Source organism: Treponema primitia ZAS-1 (assembly GCF_000297095.1).
GTDB classification, from domain to species: domain Bacteria; phylum Spirochaetota; class Spirochaetia; order Treponematales; family Breznakiellaceae; genus Termitinema; species Termitinema primitia_A.
In genome coordinates this window covers 1-17,681 of the sequence record NZ_AEEA01000030.1, presented here as the reverse complement: position 1 = coordinate 17,681, position 17,681 = coordinate 1, and the positions used below count along the sequence as shown (strand labels likewise).

Here is a 17,681-nt window from a genome sequence, read left to right as displayed (position 1 = left end):
AAGCCTCCATAGCCTTATACAACTAATTTTGTTTCAGAAATTTGTTTTGCTAATTTTTCGTCAAAGGTAAAAAGCGGAATAGTATTATTCAGCCGCGCTAAAACAGCTAAATAACAATCAACCGCCGAGAGCTTAGGGTGATTTTCATAAATGGCCATGGTTTCATTGAAAATTTCCCGGCTGCATTTTATATTTCCCTGGGCAATAATAGTTAAAACCGCTTTATTGATAGCCTGGCGGCTGATTTTTTTTACCTTCTCAAGGACAAAGATAGTTTCAATGATAGCTGCATCCTCCGCAACAAAGGTTTGGCCCGAATCCAGAAGATTTGTTATTGCTGCGGTTTGCATAGGCTCATCGCCGAGAAGCCATCGTAAGAGACAGTTTGTATCCAAACTAGACGCCATGTGCCGTAGCTTCCTTTATATTAGATTGTTTTGCCGAAAGTTTCCGTTACATGGGCCGTCCAGCCGTCGCCGTTTTGCGTTTTGATTTCCGTTGTTCCCATTTTTGACATTTCTTCCTGCAAAATACGCCGTACGTCTTTAATATCAGCCGGTTTGCTTATTGAAATAGTGTCTCCGTCAAAGTTGATTTGGAGTTTCTTGCCCGGAGTCAAGTTTAAGGCATGGCGCATTTCAACGGGCAAGGTTATTTGTCCCTTTTCTGTTATTGTGGTATATGCCGTCATGTAATAAATATATACCAAGTAAGGCTTTTTGTAAAGTATTACTTTTGGCGCCTTACATCCCCAGCGTATAACAAGCGGGCAGCCGTTTCCCCTGGAAATCTTCGTCCCGTATCTTTTCCTGTATATCCTCAATTACCGCTTCCGGAAATTGCGCCGGGTCCAGGCTGAAGCTTTTCGTATTGGCGCTGAACAGGAGCTTTCCGCCTGGGGACAGGAGCTTTAGGCATTGGGTGATGAGGCTGTGGTGGTCCCGTTTTAGGTCCAGGGTGGAGGTCATCTTCTTAGAGTTGGAGAAGGCGGGGGGATCCAGGATGATGATGTCCCAGCTAAGGGCTTCCGCAGCGGCGCCGTCCAGGAAGCGGAGGACGTCTGCGCGGATGAGACGCCAGGGGGGGAGGGCTTTGTTACCAATAAGATCCCGGGGGGTGATGGGCAGGGCCTCCAGCTTGTTCAGGGCGAAGTTTGTTTTAGCCCAGTCCAGATAGGTGTTGGACATATCCACCGAATCTACCGATTCAGCCCCGGCGGCGGCGGCATAGACCGAGAAGGATGCGGTGTAGCAGAAAAGGTTGAGGACCCGCTTGCCTGGCGCGGCGGCCCGAACCAGGGACCGGGTTTTTCGGTGGTCCAGGAAAAGCCCCGTATCAAGGTAGTCCGATAGGTTTACCCGGAACGTAAGGCCGCCCTCGCGGACATCCTGAAGTTCATGGCGGTCCAGGATCCGTTCGTACTGGACCTTACCCCGCTGCCTGCCCCGTTCTTTGAGGAAAATCCGTTCCGGAGGGATGTCCAGGGCTTGGGAAATTGCGTCGGCCATGGAAGCGAGCCAGCGATCTTCTTCGGCGGGATCCTTTTCGTAGGGGCGTTCATAGAGGGCGCCCGCCAGGGCGTTACCATAGATATCTAAAACCAGGGGAATTTCGGGAATATCGCGATCGTAGAGACGGAAAGCGTCGGTTCCAATTCGCCGGGCCCATTTCCGCAGATGCCGGTATCGCTTTTTCAGGCGATTCGCCAGCATCTCGGCCTGGGCGGCTGTTTTAAGGGGCTGTTCCGTTATCCGCATCCTGTCGGGACTGCATACTCACACAGAGCATGGCATATCCTGAGGAAAGATCCTCTGTTTGTACCACCACCGATTCGGGTACCCTGAGTTTTACCGAGGTAAAGTTCCAGATCCCCAGGATGCCCGCTTTAACCAGGATATCCGTCGTTTCCTGGGCGGCGCTGGAATGGATCGTCAGAATTGCCACCTTTACCCCTAACTTGTGGATTTCGGTCTCAAGATCTTCTATAGAAAAAACCCGTACCCCGTGAATAGTGGTCCCGGATTTCTGCAGATTCTTATCAAAGGCTGCCACAATATGCAGGCCGTGGAGCCGGAATTCCTGGTGCCCCATAAGGGCGCTGCCCAGGTTCCCCGCTCCTACCAAAATTACATCCTGCATCGAATCCCAGCCGAGGAAGCGCTCAATGGCGCTAATCAGGGTATTTATTGGGTATCCCTTCTTAGGTTTTCCGATAACCCCGGTAATTGCCAGATCTTTCCGTACCTGGATGGGTTCCAGACTCAATTCCTGAGCAATCAGCGTTCCCGATATGTATTTACCGCCTTCCTTTTGTATCTGGCGAATTATATTTAGATAGGACGGCAGGCGCCGAACCGAAGGCGTAGCAGGTATCTTTTGTTTTGCCACAATTCTTCCTTTATTACTATAATACAACAGAATTAAAGGGATAGGCAAGACTATGGTCTATATCAATCATCTCGGTCCCGCTTCCGTACCACCACCTTCCGGGGCTTGCGGTCGGCGGTTTTTGGCTTGCCCCGGGAAGCGGTGCGCGGGCCTGTGCCGGGAGCGGAGCGGGAGCTTGTACCGGGGGCGTTTCGGGAAGCGGCGCCGCTTGTTTTCCCGGTATAGCGTTTTTTATCACGGGGGGCTTCATCACCGCTGCCTCTTCTTGGTGTGTCCCCGGAACTATCCGTGGGGGGCTTTCTGTTGGGGCGGTCTTCACGGGGGCTGGCACGGCGTTTTTCCTTGACCGCCTTTTCCAGGACCCGCAGGGATTCGTCGAAGCCCTTGAGGAATTCCGGGAGATCCTCCGCAAAGAGGATCACCGACTGGCGCTCAAAACCACCGGTATCCTTGTTTTTGCTTTCCACAATGTTGAGGTAGAGATCCCCCATGCGGTTTTCCTTCACGTTGAAGAAATAAGTCCTGTTTTGCAGCAAAACTTTGGTTGAAAATAACTCACCCCGTATACCCATGCTATGCTCCTAAATAATTGTCCGCTTCGCTGACCATCTTACGCTGCCATTCGATGAGGGCCCGTTCGATTCGCCTGTCCGACCCCCCCACATCCGCCATAACCCGGAATACCGGTTCGGTAGCGGAGCCCCGCATCCAGATGCAGGCTGCCTTATGACCAGCCTTGTTAATAAAACTAATCTTTAGCCCCCCGCGGCCGGCGGTGGAAAAATCGGAGATGCCCCGTTTCTCTTCCATACCGTTGTATGCGGCGGCTTCCCAAGCGGTGATGCCATAACGACTTAGGAGGGATTCTTTTTTTTCTTCCCAGTCCCGGAGGAATACCTTTTGGTACCGGCTCTTTAAAAGACCGTGATCCGTGGTTTTTACTTGAAGCATCGCCTCGGGGGTGGAGGTGCCGGTGCTGATAAAGGCGGGGAGGGCGGCGATAATATCGGCCAGGCTAAAGTCCGGATGGTAGGTTTCGGCCTGGTCTGAAAGATCGCACCAGAGTTCGAAAAACCCCTTCCGTTCACCCTCGCTCCGTATGGTGAGGAGCTTTATCAGGGAGAGCATGGTGTTGATGGGGTCCCGCACCGCCGATGGATGGGTGATATTCCCCCCGGCAGAACCTTCCCCAAGGATGCGGACCACATAGCCCTGTTCCCGCAGCTTCCGGGCAAGGCCTACCACATTGGCTTCCCCCACTTCGGCGCGGAACACCGAAACGTCAAAGGCCTGGGCGATACGGTCAATGCGCATGGAGGTGGGATCGTTTATCGCCACCGCAGCTTTTTGCAGGGCGTTGCCCCTATTATCATAGCTGAGTTCCCCGGTCCACACCAGGTGGGCCAGTTCCGAAACACAGGCCAGGGCAAACACTTCCTGGGCTTCCAGGGCGCGGGCCTTGTTCCGGGCATCATCCCAAAAAACCAGGTTCCCCCGGTCGCCGTCACAGTCCGGGACGACGCCGAGTAGTACCGAAGGGTCCCTTGCGTGGACTTCCTCCAAAAAAAGACGGCAGGGTTCCAGGGATTCCCCCTCGGGGATTATGCGGTGGGCAATTTCCCCGGGCTTATCGTTCATAGCGTGGACCTTCAGCCCCAGGGAAGAGAAGAATTCCTTGTCGATAGTAAGGCTCCGGGCGGAACCGTTAAAATCAATCGCCGCGCCTAAAGGCCGGTCCCGAATATTCCGGGAGATGATCCCCAGGATACCCTCTTCCTGACCGGAGGCGGTTCCGGCGTTTACTTCCCGGGTAAAATCCAGGTAGGCTTGATAGGCTTCCTGCTTAACCCGGCCGGTTTCGGCGTATACTTCCTCCAGGGCCTTGGTATTCGCCCGGTTTATCAGTCCCATAGCCTGGGGAATACGATCCCCTAAGGCCATACGGCGGCGGAATTCTTCAATTATGGGCAGCGCTTCGGAGCCCGGCAGAACACCGCCATCGGTACGGCCAAATTTGAGGCCGTTATGTCCTATAGGATTATGGCTTGCCGAAATATACACAAAGCCATCGGATGTGCCCCGACGGGCAAAGGCCATGATTTCCGGGGCAGCGGTGATAGAGACATATTGGACCCGGCAGCCTAAAACCAACAGAGCCCGGATTATCGCATCCGCTATGGCCGGTCCTGTGGGCCGGGTATCCATGCCTACGATCACCCTGGGGGCAGGAATGGTCTTTTTCAGGTAATCCGCAAAGACCCCAGCCGCAGCGGCGGCGATAAGGCTATGGACCGGGCTAATATCCCCGGCGGCGCTTTCTTCATTACCATCCGCAGCGAATACTCCCCGCCAGCCCGAGGCGGAAAGAATCAATTTCCCCAGGGCCTTATCCAACAGAGAATCACTTAAACCTGGATCATTCGCAGAGAAAATCATGGTGAACCAGTATACCCGTTTTTTTGTTCCGTTACTATAGTCAAAAAAGTGTTTTTAGGAATTGAATTTAACTGACTGAAAAGGTATGATTAGTATAGCCAAGGGAAAAAAAATATAGTATATTAATACCATAGAAAAGCTAGGAATTAATACGTCCAACTGAATGATAGAAAGATGGAGTGCAGAAATGGAAAAAAGAAGAATCTATGTGGATTATAATGCGACTACTCCTTTAAATAGCGAGGTCAAAGCCGGGATGATAGAGGATTTCGAGATCTACGGAAACGCCTCCAGCATGCACAGCTCCGGCCGTCATGCCCATGCCCGCTTGGAGGAGGCCCGGAAAGCCGTGGGGGATCTGATTGGCGCCCCCGCTAAAACGGTGATCTTCACATCCGGCGGCTCGGAATCGAATAATACGGTGTTCCAAGCCCTCCGGCGTGTGGCTTCCGATTCATCCGGGAAGCCGCTTAAGGGCCGGACCGAAATTATCACCACCGCCATTGAGCATCCCTGTGTGCTCAATTCCGCCGCCTACCTTAAATCCCTGGGTTTTACGGTTTATTTTCTGCCGGTGGACCAATACGGCAAGGTTAAAATAGACGAATACCGGAAGGTTCTCAGCGAAAGGACCCTCCTGGTTTCGGTGATGATGGCCAATAACGAAATTGGGACTATTCAGGATATACGGGAAATAGCGGAACTGGCAAAGGCCGCCGGGGCCTGGATGCATACCGACGCGGTACAGGCCGCAGGGAAGATCCCCGTTAATGTGGATGATCTTAAGGTAGACTACCTGACCATGTCGGGCCACAAAATCTACGGTCCCAAGGGCATAGGCGCCCTCTATGTGCGGTCCGGAGCGCCCCTCTTCCCGCTGATCCACGGGGGGCACCAGGAGGATGGCTTCCGCGCGGGAACCTATAACAACATCGGTATCCTGGGCTACGGTAAGGCGGCGGAACTGGCCAAAAAAAACCTGGAAGCCTACGGCCGGGATATCCGGGTCCTGCGCAATCAGCTGCGGGATGGCCTTTTAGCAAAGGTCCCGAACATCACCATCAATGGGCATCCCACGGATGTGCTGCCCAACACCCTGAACGTTTCCTTCCCCGGCGCCGAGGGGGAATCGATTCTCCTGGGCCTGGATCTCAACGGCATTGAGGCTTCCACCGGTTCAGCCTGCGCTTCCGGCAGCCTGGAACCTTCCCATGTGCTCATGGCTGTGGGGGTAGGGCCGGAACTGGCCCACGGTTCCATCCGTTTTAGCCTTGGCTGGGGTGTCACCAAGGAAGATATTGAGTATATTATAGATACGGTACCGCCTATCATCGCCCGGTTCCGGGCCATGTCCACGGTATCATCGGTACCGACAGTTCCGTCGGTACAATCATGAGAGAGGTATAGTATGCCCGAATGGTTATACTCTGATACGGTCAAAGACCATTTTACCAATCCCCGGAATGTGCTTATGGAGGATGAGTCCACGTATCCCCATGATGCCCGGGGTTTAACCGGAAACCTTATCTGCGGGGATCAGATGCTGATGCTTTTGCGGATCAAGGACGATATCATCACCGATGTCCGCTGGAAGACCTACGGTTGTGCCAGCGCCATCGCCTCCACCAGCGTACTCTCCGAGACGATCAAGGGTATGAACATCAAGGATGCCTACACCATCAAACCCGAAGATCTGGTGGAAAAGATGGGCGGTCTCCCTGCCAATAAGATCCACTGTTCCGTCCTGGGAGACAAGGCCCTACGCAAGGCCATCGACGACTACCTTGCCAAGACCGGACGTCCCGGCCTTTTCAAGGAAGCTTCTACGGTGATCTGTACCTGCCTTGGCATCACCGACAAGGACCTGGAAAACGCCTACCTCAAGGGCGCCCGTTCCTGGGAGGATTTCCAGGCGGCAACCAAGATCGGCACCGGCTGCGGAAAAGGGGAGTGCAAGACAAAAGCCCTGGAACTCCTCCACGAATACGCCCATATTTACGGCGAAAAACAAGCTTAGTCCGTCGCGTTGACAAACCCAGGTAGATTTGGTAGAGTGAGTCATTATACGGCGGCATGCGCCCCTATGGGTCGCGTGCCGAGAGGAAATGATTAAATGCGCTTTCCAGACCAACTCTGCGAGTTGTTCTGGAAAGCGCGGCGGCATAGCTCAGTTGGTAGAGCATACGGCTCATATCCGTAGTGTCATAGGTTCAATCCCTATTGCCGCTAGAAAAAATTTGAATCGACAAAAAGAGTTGCGGCAATAGGGATTGAAGGGTTCAGTCCGCTGACCAACGGGAAGAAAAGGGGCCATGGATGGCCCCGGCAGGACTGAACCCCGGGTTGGAGGATCGAAGCAGGATGCTGAGGTCCGGAAGCCAATCCCTATTGCCGCTAAAGACCTATTTCGATATACCAAGCTGGACCCTTAAGGTATAAATTTATGCGAATTGTAAGATATAATCATATGATTTAAACTTGAACCATCCAAGTGAGGTTTAAGTATTGAGATCCCTGCGTGAAAAAAAACAGGATTTCCTCAGAAAAAAGGCCAACGAACTATACGCTTCCCTGGATCATACCAATGATTCAATAGACGACATTTACGCAGCAATAAACGGTCCGGGGCTGGGGCTATCCGGGTTTAGTACGGTCAAACTGGAAAACCGTTTTACCTACCGGAAGGACTATGACTTTTACAGTGTAAAAAACGATAGGGGAAACGGTCTTAACCTGGAATTTTATACCAAAATGATACGGGGGATCCTGCCGGAGCAAAGGCTGGCGGTCAATTTTGAGATCTTCAATATTCAATGGGGATGGCATATCTATAAGACCGGGTTTATCCATCTGTTTTTGAACCGTCTGGAAAGTATTGAAGGGGAATACCTGGAATTTGCCGAAAGGGCGGAGAAGGAAGAAAAGATCCTGCAAATTAGCAGAGATAGTATTACTACCTGGCTTGAGGCGATATTTAAGGATACCCCATATACCTACCATACCGAAAAGGATGATGATAAAATTAAACTGAAGGTGGATCTGAAAAACAACAAGTGCTTGGAGCTGCCTATCTATTATAAAAATTTTCAGACAACCATGCCCGGGCTGCTTGGGGAGATCCGTGTGCATGAAGATACATAGGAGTAAATTATGGGCGTAAAGATCAATACCCGGGAACTGATACGGATACTGGAACTGACCCCGGATCACCAAAATATTATGCTCGTTGGCCGGCATGGTATCGGTAAGTCGGAGATTATCGAACAGTTTTTCTCACAAAGAAAAGTCCCGGTGGTAACCCTGTTTTTAGGGCAGATGAGCGATCCCGGAGACCTTATTGGATTACCCGCCCTGGACGCGGCGGCGGGCAAAACCGAGTTCCGGCCCCCCTGGTGGTTTCCCCTGGACGGTAAACCGGTTATCCTCTTCCTGGACGAGTTGAACCGGGCCCGGCCGGAGATACTCCAGACCGTGATGGATCTTATCCTCACGAAAACTTTGGCGGGGAGAACCCTGCCGTCGGGAAGCCGGGTTATTTCTGCGGTCAACGAAGGGGAGGAGTACCAGCTTACAGACCTGGACCCGGCCTTGCTTTCCCGGTTTAATATTTACTATTTTTCTCCTACCCCCGGGGAATGGCTCCTCTGGGCTGCGGAACAGAAAATCGATCCAAGGATCATCAGTTTTATTGAGCAGAATCCGGACTGCCTTGACGGGGACATCATGATCGATGCGGGGCTGGAGAAGGGGGCGGATCGCCGTTCCTGGACACGCCTTTCGGAGATCCTTGCCGCCGCTGGGATCGACGAGAAAAGCGATGTGACATCCCTTGAAAAGATCATGTCCGGCATTGTGGGGATAAGCGCGGCCTTTAAGTTTTCCGAGTTTGTGAAAAACAATACCGCAACCGATCCCCGGGGCATCCTTTCCGGTTTTGAAGCTGCCAAAGAAGACTTGGAGCGGATGGATATTCACGAATTAAGTACCCTGAACGAAAGTTTTTTCCGGATCATCGAAATTGAGGATGATGGGGAACGGATAAAACGATACATCGAAAATTTGGAAGGGTATATCAAATGGCTTACCGATGAAAAACGGAATGAAGTCCTTGCCCATTGGACCACCCTCTACGAATCGTCCTTGTACCCTAAAACCAAGGTGGCCATACTGAGCCATTCGCCGTTTATTTTTCAAAACATTATTAGTTTTATTGACGGAATAAAACTGTGAGCATTGTTCAGGAACGGATTAGGGAAATAAGCGGCAGATGGTATATGCGTGAACCCCTGCTGCTTATGACCTTATTGTCCCACCGCCTTGAGGCTAACGATAAAATAGGAACCCTGCGATCCGGCAAGGGGCGCATTGAATACAACCCCGCCTATATGGAAGGCCTTTCTACCGGGGATCTGGAGGAAAAGCTGAAAATCGAAACCTTCCGTATCCTGCTGCGGCACCCCTACCGCCGGCCGAAACGGAACGACCCGGTATTATCCTACCTGGCAAGCAATATTACCTTGAACGAGTACTATGCCTTTAAGGATCTGCCCCACCGGGCGGCGGATTTTTGGGAAAATCCGGACTACGGAAAACAAAATTTTGAATTCTACTACCGTGAATTAAAAAAAATCGGGGATGATGCCAGGAACGAGGGGGGAGATGAGGAGACCGAGCTCTGGGACGATGATGATTACATGGACCAGAAGATGAAGGGCCTTGTAACACAGGCGGTACAGAGTAAGTCCTGGGGAAATCTAAGCGGCGAAATGATAGAAACATTAATCGCCGGCCTGCGCCCGGTCCTGGATTACCGGAAGGCGCTGCTGGGGTTCCGGGCCATGGTTTTATCCAGCGAAAAAATTCTTACCCGGACCAAGCAGAGCCGCCGTTACAGCTCTTTGTACCTGGGCAGAAAAAACCAATTTACCACCCGGCTTTTGATAGGCATCGACGTGAGCGGTTCAATTTCTTCTGGGGAAATCGATCTGTTCTATTCCGCAGTAAACCGGTTTTTCCGCTACGGTGTTAATGCCCTGGAACTGCTGCAATTTGATACCGCCCTAAAGGGGGAACCGGTTCTGATGAAGAAAGCCCGGAAGACCATAGCGGTGACCGGGCGTGGTGGTACGGATTTTCAGCCGCTGATCAACTACTTTTTGGAGAAGGGTAAAAACTACGACGGTCTCATTGTCTTTACCGACGGCTTTGCGGCCATCCCCAAGGTTTCCCGGGTATTGGCGCGGAAAATTCTGTGGATATGTAACAGTAAAGCTAATTACGACCGGCACCATGGCTGGATGTCCATGCAGGGACGCTGCTGCTGGATTGAATAAATCATAGTGCAGGCTGTACTATAAAGGCGTAGAGTATCGTTGAGACATAAGGAAAAGATGTGACCGGTGATAGTGGGCTAGGGGAGCTGCTCCTTAGGGAGTGGACCTACTTTTGGAGTTATTTTTTCTTACAATTCGGCCAGATTGCGGGGTACTATGTCTTAGGCATGGTCCTGGGCTCCCTGATCTCCGTTTTCGGTAAGGAGAAGATCCACGGGCTGTTCGCCGCCATGCGTACCAGAAAGCTCGGTGTCCTGGGGCTCGTCCCCGCGTCCCTCCTGGGTATCGCCTCGCCCCTCTGTATGTACGGTACCATACCCATCGCCGCCTCCTTCGCCGAGCAGGGTATGGAAGAGGACTGGCTGGCCGCTTTTATGATGAGCTCCATACTCCTCAACCCCCAACTGCTCCTCTACAGCGCCGCCTTGGGCAGTACCGCCATGATCATCCGCCTTGTTTCGTGCTTCCTCTGCGGCGCCGCTGCGGGGCTTTGTATCCGTATCTTTTACAAGAACCGGAACTTTTTTACATTTACGAGCTTCGGTAAAACCGTAAACCGGGATACGGATCCTAATATCGCGCTGCGGCTCCTGAAAAACATAGGCCGGAACTTCAAGGCCACCGCCCTGTATTTTGTTATCGGCGTGGCCCTGTCCGCCCTGTTTCAGCGCTACGTGCCTCCGGACGCCATGGCAACGCTGTTCGGCAGGGGGAATCGGGGTTTCGGGCTCCTCATGGCCGCCACCATCGGGGTGCCCCTCTACGCCTGCGGAGGCGGCACTATCCCCCTGCTCATGGGCTGGCTGCAGACCGGGATGAGCATGGGTTCCGCCACGGCCTTTATGATCACCGGCCCGGCGACAAAGATAACCAACCTGGGGGCGGTAAAGATTATCCTGGGGATGAAGAATTTCATTCTCTACCTAGTCTTTACCATCCTCTTTGCATTACTCAGCGGGTTTGTGGTAGACTACATACTAAATTAAGATACTGATAAGGAGAAACCTATGGCCATAGCAAAGGGCGTGAAGGACGCCTTAAGTTCATCCTCCATGATACGCAAAATGTTTGAGGAGGGAGGTCTTTTAAAAAAACAGCACGGGGCCGATAAGGTCTTTGATTTTTCCCTGGGGAACCCTGATGTTGAGCCGCCCCCGGCTTTCCACCGGGTATTCCTGCGCCTTGCCCAGGAGGATGCGGAGGGCAAGACCAAGGGCGCCCACGGCTATATGTCCAACCCGGGTTTCCCGGCGGTACGGGAAGCCCTGGCGAAAAAAGCCTCCCGGGAGCAGGGGGTTAAACTGGACGGGTCCCACATCATCATGACCGTGGGCGCCGCCGGGGGGCTCAATGTGGTATTCAAAACCATACTCAACCCCGGGGACGAGGTTCTGGTACCCCGGCCCTATTTTATGGAGTACCGGACCTATACGGCCAACCATGGGGGCGTGTTGCGGGAGGTAGATTCCCTGCCGGATTTTAACCTCGACCTGGAGGCCATCCGGAATGGGCTGAACGAAAAAACTGCGGCGGTGCTGATCAACTCACCCAACAATCCCACGGGCCGGGTCTACCCCGCAGCAATACTAAAGGCTCTGGCGGAAATCCTGGAAGCCCATGGCAAAAAAACCGGCCGCTATCCCTTCCTGGTGGCGGACGAACCCTACCGGGAAATCGTCTACATCCCCGGTGGAACCCCGCCGGTGCTTTCGACCTATCGGAATTCTATCAGCGTTACGTCCTACTCCAAGAGCCTCTCCCTGCCCGGGGAACGGATCGGCTATATCGCGGTAAACCCCGGCATCCAGGACGAGGAGGATCTCCTGAACGGCCTGATCTACGCCACCAGGATTCTGGGATACGTGAACGCCCCGGCCCTGATGCAGCGTATCGTGGCGGAACTTACGGAAGAATCGGTGGATGTGGGTGTGTACGCCCGCCGCCGGGACGCCTTTAAGGAAGTTTTGGATAAAGCGGGCATCCCCTATGCGGAACCCGAGGGCGCCTTCTACCTATTTTGTAAAGTTCCGCCTAAGAAAGGCGGAGACAGTAACACTGTGGGTGATGACGGCGCTTTCGTGAACCACTTAAAGCAATACCTGATCCTGGGTGTCCCCGGCAGCGGCTTCGGCAAACCCGGCTGGCTCCGCTTCGCCTACTGTGTGGACGAAAAGGTTATCCGCGCTTCCGGGGAAGCCTTTAAAAAAGCCGTGGAGACCTGGGCTTAGTATTCAAAGTGCAGCGTATAGCTTCCCCGTTCGCCGTCGTAGCCCCTGACTTTGATGTAGACGGTTCCGGCGGGAACGTCCCGGGAAATACGGGCGTTGCCGCCGTTACCGGAGTCGTCATCCTCGTCGATTATTTCGCCCTCCCCATCGTAAAGGGTTAAGAGGGTATCCATTCTGCTTTCAGTATAGACCGTAAGGCGGCCGGCAGCGGGGATTTCCAGGCGGTAGAAGTCAACATCGGATCTGCTCCGGAGCGAAGCGCTAAGCGGTCCTGAACCCAGTTCAAGCAGCGTGGCCTGTTCGATAGAATCGTTGGGTTCGGTTGCATCTTCCTCTACCGCTTCAAGGTTTGCCCGGAAACGGTAGTCTCCGGTTTCGCTGGAGCCATAACCCCGGACTTTGACAATAAAAACCTGGCCCGCTTCGGCGTTCACTTCGATACGCGGGTTGGAATTATCACCGCCATCATCATCCTCATCGAGCTGATTGTAACCCGATTCATCGTATAACTCCATATACGGGTCAAAGGAACTGTTGGAAGTTTCCAGGACCAGTACTCCGGCCCTATCGGAGCTTACCTGGAACCAATCCTCATCCCCCTCGTGAATGGTCCGGGATATCCAGGCGCCGATCGCCGCCGCTACGGGAGCATCCCTGCTGTCCGTCTCGTAGCTGTCCCGACGGACCCGGTTGGAGGATGATGGTGAAGAAACGGCGGTTAGATCCTCTATAAAGGAGCTCAGCGTAAAATCGGTGTTCCATACGGCGCCCAGGGACGAATCCTGGGAACGGGTGAGCTTGGTGTAAACCCGTATATTGGCGCCAAGCTGCAGGATTTCCCCGCTCAGGGTATAGGCGTTTTCACCGGTGGAAGCGGTAACAGGACCGGTGATAATCGTATACCCGCTGCCCCCCGCTTTGACCAGGACGGCGGCAAGCTGGTTTGTCAGATAGGTACCGAGGCTTGTATCGGTCCCTTCAAAGGAGAATTCGCCAAACCGTATCCGGAGACCGGTCCCAAGGGTTCCCAGTTTTTGGATAATAGCGGCGCCCAGTTTTGCCGCTTCCCCGTCCAGTTGTTCCAGGGTTTCCACGGCCGCCGGGCTTTGGGCAAAGAGTGGCGCCGACAGGAATGCTGCCAGGAGAAGGCCGAAAAGGACCCTCTTGGGTTGATAGTTCATGCTATCTCTCCTTTTTTTAGTACGTCAATAATACTATCCACGGTAAGCCCTTCCCGGTTTTCCCGGGCCGAAAGGTTCCGCAGGGTAAGGGCGCCGCCATCGGGTATGATCATCCAGGGGATTCCTTTTTTTTCCGCCAATATAAATTGCTGGGTAAGTTTTTTTTCGTCCAGGAATACTTCGCAGTTAATCCCCGCTTCCCGGAGCTTCTGCCCGATCCCCTGGCTTATCCCGCCGTCCTCTTCCCTGATACAGGCCACCGCAGCCCGGGCGTAGCTTCCCCGGCCTTTGAGTTTGCCCAGGCTTTCCAGGCCGGCGATAAGCCGGTCCAGTCCTATGGAGGATCCTACCCCGCTTAGTTTTTCTTTTGAGTAGAGCCCCGCCAGATCATCGTAGCGCCCGCCGGAACATACCGAACCGATTTCCGGCAGTTCATTGAGGAAGGTCTCGTACACCACTCCGGTATAGTAATCAAGGCCCCGGGTAATTGAGGGGTCCAGGGTGAAGGAATCTGCGGTTCCCGTATCGGTCATAAAGCGGCGGATCAGAGTAAGCCGTTCCGATTCGGGGCAGGGGCCACCCGCAGCTTTGGTGAGGGCTTCCAGGGTTTCCTCAAAACTTCCACGGGGCGCTATGTAGTCCAGGATGCTCCGGGCATTTTCGGATCCCACCAGGGTTTTCAGGGTTTCCAGCGTAGCATCCTGTCCGACCTTGGAGAGCTTATCCACGGTCCGCAGTATTTCTACCGATTTATCCGAGACGCCTATCTTGTCCAGGAAGCGGTTAAAGAGCCCCCGATGGTTTACCCGGATGGTTAGTTCCCCGGCGTTTATGTTTTTCAGGGTGCTTTGGATCATCAGGAGTATCTCAAAATCCGCAGCGGCGGTATCGCTGCCCACGGTATCAAAATCGCACTGGGTAAATTCCCGGTACCGGCCCCGCTGGGTATTTTCCCCACGCCAGACCTTGGCAATATGGTACCGTTTGAAGGGCAGGGATAGTTCCTCCCGGTGCTCCGCGAGAAAACGGGCAAAGGGAACGGTGAGATCAAACCGGAGGGCAACATCCCGGCCGCCGTTATCGGTGAAGCGGTAGATCTGCTTTTCCGTCTCGCCGCCCCCCTTTCCCAGAAGTATTTCTGCGTACTCCAGAGCAGGGGTATCGATAGGGACAAATCCAAAGGAACGAAAGGATTCTTCCACCTTTTCCAGCAATAAACGGCGTTCAATCTCCGAGGGGGGGAGAAAATCCCGAAAACCCTTCAAAATTCGAGGTTCAATTATATCTGACATGTGATCTCCGATTCAGGGGTGAATCATTTGGCAATCTTCACCGGATTTCTGATAGTGTACCAATAGTCATCTATTATTTCTACTAGTTCCGGCGAATAGCTGAGGTTCGATACGGTCCGGACCAGGCCTTGGGGAAGGACATCTGCGGCGGCCACAGTTCCCGACAGGAGCAAGCGGGCCTTTTTTAAAATAATTTCATAGGCCACCGGAGTTCCGGGAAGGCGAACCGGCGTCCCTTCGGCCTCCATGTGTTCAATGGTCTTGGAAGTCAGGCTGAGGATCTGTATTTTCCGCGTTTCCTTTCCCGGTTCGGAGATCACCGATTCCAGATTATACCCCAGCTGTTTGGCCACCGGGGAGGTCATTTTTATCAGCATACTTCCGTATTCTTCATACTGAACCTGCAGCCGGTCCTGGGTTTCCAGGAACCCCCCCAGAAGTATGATTAATTCCTCCGGGTTGGTTTTAAAATCCGCCACAAAGAGCCCCACATTTTCCCGGCCCTTCATCTGCCCCAGGGAATTAAGGGTACAGCGGAGCAAAAACTTAGCCGGCGACCGGTTAGGGGGGACAAAGGAAATGGAAAGGCCGATGATGGTATTTACATACTTTTGAAAAAAAATCAATTCCCGCGGGGTAATGGTGGCGAGAAAAAGGGACCGCTTAAAGCCAAACTGAAAGGGGATACAGAGGATACTGTACTCTTCTATTTTGAAGAAGCACTTGTTTTTTTCTACCCCCAACTTTGAGAGCGCATAGGGGGTGCAGGTAATGGTCCGATCACCGTACTTTTCCAGAAAGTTGTTCGCCGTTCCGGTTGCTGCACTGGCCATTCCTACGCGCTCCTGTCAGGGTATCCGGTCGAATTATTTACTGTACTGCCGCAGATCAAAAATCAGCTGCCGCGCCCGGTCCTGAACCGGTTTAATGTAATGACCATCGGCAATACGGAGTATGGTCCTTACTGCGGAGGGATCCTTTAAACCGCCGTTTTTTTGCGCCAGGATTTCGAAGGCTTCCAGGGCGGAAAGGGCCAGAAGGTTATCCGGATTGAGCACATCAAAACGGGTCACTACCCAGGAGATGGTGTTTGCCGTTTCCTCATTCTCGTTAAGACCGATTTTTGCCAGCGATTTAACCGCTTCGGTTAGCACCATCGGCTCCGTCTCCGCCAGCATGATCTTCAGGAGGGTGTTTTTCGCTTCCGGGGTACCGATTTCCCCCAGATAGGCCGCCGCCCGAGCCCGGACATCGGGGAAGTTATTCATCAGCCTACCGTTTTCCCGAACTTGGTTGGTAAGTCCTTCCAAGGAAAGGTATTCAAGGGCGGTCCGCACATCTTCGCTGGTATTACCATGGTTTATCGCGTCGGCGATATATTCCAGGGCAACCAGTTTCGTATCCCGTCCATCAGCCTGGCTCTGCTCCCGGATAATCATATTTTCAATAGATTCCTGGAGATAAGATTCTTCCACGGACATCTCCTGTGCAATCCCCAGGGATATCGTAAGAAGACCTGCGGTAACCACCGCTAAAACACGTTTTTGAGTTATCATCAAATAACTCCTCCTATTATTTATTTAAATCCCCCGAATAATTCCTGTTCATGGCATCTTCGGGGCGTCGTTAAATACAAATCCCACCTAAAAACTCAACCGGAAAAGGCAATTTTCCATGAATCACCGTCTTTCACAAATTCAAAGAGCCGTAAACGCTGTTTTCGGGCATTTATAGTATAAGCCTTTACCCGGTTATGGCTTAAAAACTCAATATCGTCAAGGGATGCGTCCACCCTGATATTCTCCCGGGAGGCAACCACCACATAGGTAAAATAATCCTGCGGGGTCTTAAGAACGATATTCTGGCCCTTCAGCTGCCGGGACGATTCGGAAAGATCGGCCAAAAAAGCCGGTGAATTGATGGCCTGGATAAAATCATCCGCCAGGTAGTTAATCCATTTGGCATAGTCCTTTGTCCGGATAACCCGGTTAATATCCTCGATAAGACGCTGCATCTCCTCCTTGGTAGAATTATACACTTCCTTGGTTATGCTCTTGGGATCAAAATCCGCCGCATCCTCCACAACTACCGCCACCGGGGTTTGAACCGGCTCCTCCTGCTTCGGCGTCTCAAGTTCCTGAACCATTATTTCAGGTTGGGGCGCCGGTTTACTGGTACACGAAAAAATACCTAATAATAGAATACTAATTAATAAAGCTTTCATAGCAACCTCTATTCTACCATATCATTTTTTTTTATAAAAGACTAGAAAATAGTAAAAAAAAAGCCTAAAGTGATAATCATATGTTAAAAGCTGCCTTTCCCGGATCCTTTGATCCCCCTACCTTTGGCCATCTTGATATAATTGAACGGGCAGCCTCCCTTTTTGACGAATTGGTGGTAGTTTTGGCCGAAAATCGGCAAAAAAAGAGCCTCTTTCCCCTGGAGGAACGATTATCCATGGTTTTGGAACTGGTCAAACCTTGGGGAAATGTTACGGTTGAAAGTTCCGGGGCGCTAACGGTGGATTTTATGCAAGCCCGGGGCATCAAGGTACTCGTCCGGGGTATTCGCGGGCCGACCGATTTTCCCTACGAATTTGACCTTTCCCTCTGGAATAAAACCCTGGCTCCGGATATGGAGACCCTGTTTATGACCACCGCCCCCCGGTATGCCCTGGTAAGTTCTTCCGCTATTAAGGAGCTGGCCTCGTTTCATAAGGATCTCTCGGGGTATGTGCCGTCTTTGGTTGAGGCTGCGTTGAAGAAGGTTTTTTAACTATTTGTATATGTCGTTTTATGGGTAATCGGCAAAGACGGGCGG

The 17,681-nt window shown here is 52.5% G+C and carries 19 protein-coding genes and 1 tRNA gene; 9 read left to right on the top strand and 11 right to left on the bottom strand.

Going from position 1 to position 17,681, the window contains the following annotated elements:
• Positions 1 to 14: 14 nt before the first annotated feature.
• The 6 genes from TPRIMZ1_RS0104510 to TPRIMZ1_RS0104485 all read right to left on the bottom strand — a co-directional run bounded on the left by TPRIMZ1_RS0104510 (position 15) and on the right by TPRIMZ1_RS0104485 (position 4,824).
• Positions 15 to 407 carry a PIN domain-containing protein gene (locus TPRIMZ1_RS0104510; protein WP_081503619.1) on the bottom strand — a complete coding sequence of 131 codons (393 nt, stop codon included), beginning with the start codon at positions 405 to 407 and terminating at the stop codon, positions 15 to 17.
• A 20-nt stretch (positions 408 to 427) separates the two neighbouring features.
• Entirely contained in the window at positions 428 to 691 is a 264-nt protein-coding gene (locus TPRIMZ1_RS18460; protein ID WP_010255661.1) for an AbrB/MazE/SpoVT family DNA-binding domain-containing protein, read from the bottom strand.
• Between the two features lie 52 nt (positions 692 to 743).
• Positions 744 to 1,757 carry a class I SAM-dependent methyltransferase gene (locus TPRIMZ1_RS0104500; protein WP_010255660.1) on the bottom strand — a complete coding sequence of 338 codons (1,014 nt, stop codon included), beginning with the start codon at positions 1,755 to 1,757 and terminating at the stop codon, positions 744 to 746.
• Entirely contained in the window at positions 1,732 to 2,388 is a 657-nt protein-coding gene (locus TPRIMZ1_RS0104495) for a redox-sensing transcriptional repressor Rex (protein WP_010255659.1), read from the bottom strand. The genes TPRIMZ1_RS0104500 and TPRIMZ1_RS0104495 overlap by 26 nt, the downstream gene beginning before the upstream one ends.
• A gap of 62 nt (positions 2,389 to 2,450) precedes the next feature.
• Positions 2,451 to 2,960: a DUF3276 family protein gene (locus TPRIMZ1_RS0104490; protein WP_010255658.1), complete on the bottom strand. Its 510-nt coding sequence runs from the start codon at positions 2,958 to 2,960 to the stop codon at positions 2,451 to 2,453.
• A 1-nt stretch (position 2,961) separates the two neighbouring features.
• Entirely contained in the window at positions 2,962 to 4,824 is a 1,863-nt protein-coding gene (locus TPRIMZ1_RS0104485; RefSeq protein ID WP_038077841.1) for a phosphatidylglycerol lysyltransferase, read from the bottom strand.
• A gap of 187 nt (positions 4,825 to 5,011) precedes the next feature.
• Between TPRIMZ1_RS0104485 and TPRIMZ1_RS0104480 the strand changes: the two genes are divergently transcribed.
• The 8 genes from TPRIMZ1_RS0104480 to TPRIMZ1_RS0104445 all read left to right on the top strand — a co-directional run bounded on the left by TPRIMZ1_RS0104480 (position 5,012) and on the right by TPRIMZ1_RS0104445 (position 12,385).
• On the top strand, positions 5,012 to 6,220 hold the full coding sequence (locus TPRIMZ1_RS0104480) for a cysteine desulfurase family protein (protein ID WP_010255656.1): 1,209 nt from the start codon (positions 5,012 to 5,014) through the stop codon (positions 6,218 to 6,220).
• Between the two features lie 12 nt (positions 6,221 to 6,232).
• The gene (locus TPRIMZ1_RS0104475) at positions 6,233 to 6,841 is read left to right on the top strand and encodes an iron-sulfur cluster assembly scaffold protein (RefSeq protein ID WP_010255654.1); all 609 of its coding nucleotides are present in this window, start codon (positions 6,233 to 6,235) and stop codon (positions 6,839 to 6,841) included.
• A 139-nt stretch (positions 6,842 to 6,980) separates the two neighbouring features.
• A tRNA-Met gene (locus tag TPRIMZ1_RS0104470) sits at positions 6,981 to 7,053 on the top strand.
• A 276-nt stretch (positions 7,054 to 7,329) separates the two neighbouring features.
• Positions 7,330 to 7,965, top strand: coding sequence for a hypothetical protein (locus TPRIMZ1_RS0104465; protein WP_010255651.1), 636 nt, complete (start codon positions 7,330 to 7,332; stop codon positions 7,963 to 7,965).
• A 9-nt stretch (positions 7,966 to 7,974) separates the two neighbouring features.
• A complete protein-coding gene (locus TPRIMZ1_RS0104460; protein ID WP_010255647.1) occupies positions 7,975 to 9,054 on the top strand; it encodes an AAA family ATPase in 1,080 nt (359 codons plus the stop codon).
• Positions 9,051 to 10,157 (top strand): VWA-like domain-containing protein, encoded by a 1,107-nt coding sequence (locus TPRIMZ1_RS0104455; RefSeq protein ID WP_010255643.1) that lies wholly within the window; start codon positions 9,051 to 9,053, stop codon positions 10,155 to 10,157. Before TPRIMZ1_RS0104460 ends, TPRIMZ1_RS0104455 begins: the two co-directional genes overlap by 4 nt.
• 59 nt (positions 10,158 to 10,216) lie before the next feature.
• Complete coding sequence (locus TPRIMZ1_RS0104450) at positions 10,217 to 11,143, top strand: permease (protein ID WP_010255641.1); 927 nt, start codon at positions 10,217 to 10,219, stop codon at positions 11,141 to 11,143.
• A 21-nt stretch (positions 11,144 to 11,164) separates the two neighbouring features.
• A complete protein-coding gene (locus TPRIMZ1_RS0104445) occupies positions 11,165 to 12,385 on the top strand; it encodes a pyridoxal phosphate-dependent aminotransferase (protein WP_010255639.1) in 1,221 nt (406 codons plus the stop codon).
• On the opposite strand, the gene TPRIMZ1_RS19680 is transcribed toward TPRIMZ1_RS0104445, so the two are convergent.
• The 5 genes from TPRIMZ1_RS19680 to TPRIMZ1_RS19675 all read right to left on the bottom strand — a co-directional run bounded on the left by TPRIMZ1_RS19680 (position 12,382) and on the right by TPRIMZ1_RS19675 (position 17,004).
• Entirely contained in the window at positions 12,382 to 13,566 is a 1,185-nt protein-coding gene (locus TPRIMZ1_RS19680; protein WP_010255636.1) for a PPC domain-containing protein, read from the bottom strand. The genes TPRIMZ1_RS0104445 and TPRIMZ1_RS19680 overlap by 4 nt on opposite strands.
• The gene (gene hisS / locus TPRIMZ1_RS0104435; RefSeq protein WP_010255635.1) at positions 13,563 to 14,858 is read right to left on the bottom strand and encodes a histidine--tRNA ligase; all 1,296 of its coding nucleotides are present in this window, start codon (positions 14,856 to 14,858) and stop codon (positions 13,563 to 13,565) included. Before hisS ends, TPRIMZ1_RS19680 begins: the two co-directional genes overlap by 4 nt.
• A 23-nt stretch (positions 14,859 to 14,881) precedes the next feature.
• On the bottom strand, positions 14,882 to 15,691 hold the full coding sequence (locus TPRIMZ1_RS0104430; protein ID WP_010255633.1) for a PilZN3 domain-containing protein: 810 nt from the start codon (positions 15,689 to 15,691) through the stop codon (positions 14,882 to 14,884).
• Between the two features lie 33 nt (positions 15,692 to 15,724).
• Positions 15,725 to 16,414, bottom strand: coding sequence for a HEAT repeat domain-containing protein (locus tag TPRIMZ1_RS0104425; protein ID WP_010255631.1), 690 nt, complete (start codon positions 16,412 to 16,414; stop codon positions 15,725 to 15,727).
• 95 nt (positions 16,415 to 16,509) lie between these two features.
• Complete coding sequence (locus tag TPRIMZ1_RS19675) at positions 16,510 to 17,004, bottom strand: hypothetical protein (protein ID WP_157784177.1); 495 nt, start codon at positions 17,002 to 17,004, stop codon at positions 16,510 to 16,512.
• Positions 17,005 to 17,162: 158 nt separating this feature from the next.
• On the opposite strand from TPRIMZ1_RS19675, the gene coaD reads away from it, so the two are divergent.
• Entirely contained in the window at positions 17,163 to 17,636 is a 474-nt protein-coding gene (coaD, locus tag TPRIMZ1_RS0104410) for a pantetheine-phosphate adenylyltransferase (RefSeq protein ID WP_010255629.1), read from the top strand.
• The last annotated feature ends 45 nt before the right edge of the window (positions 17,637 to 17,681 follow it).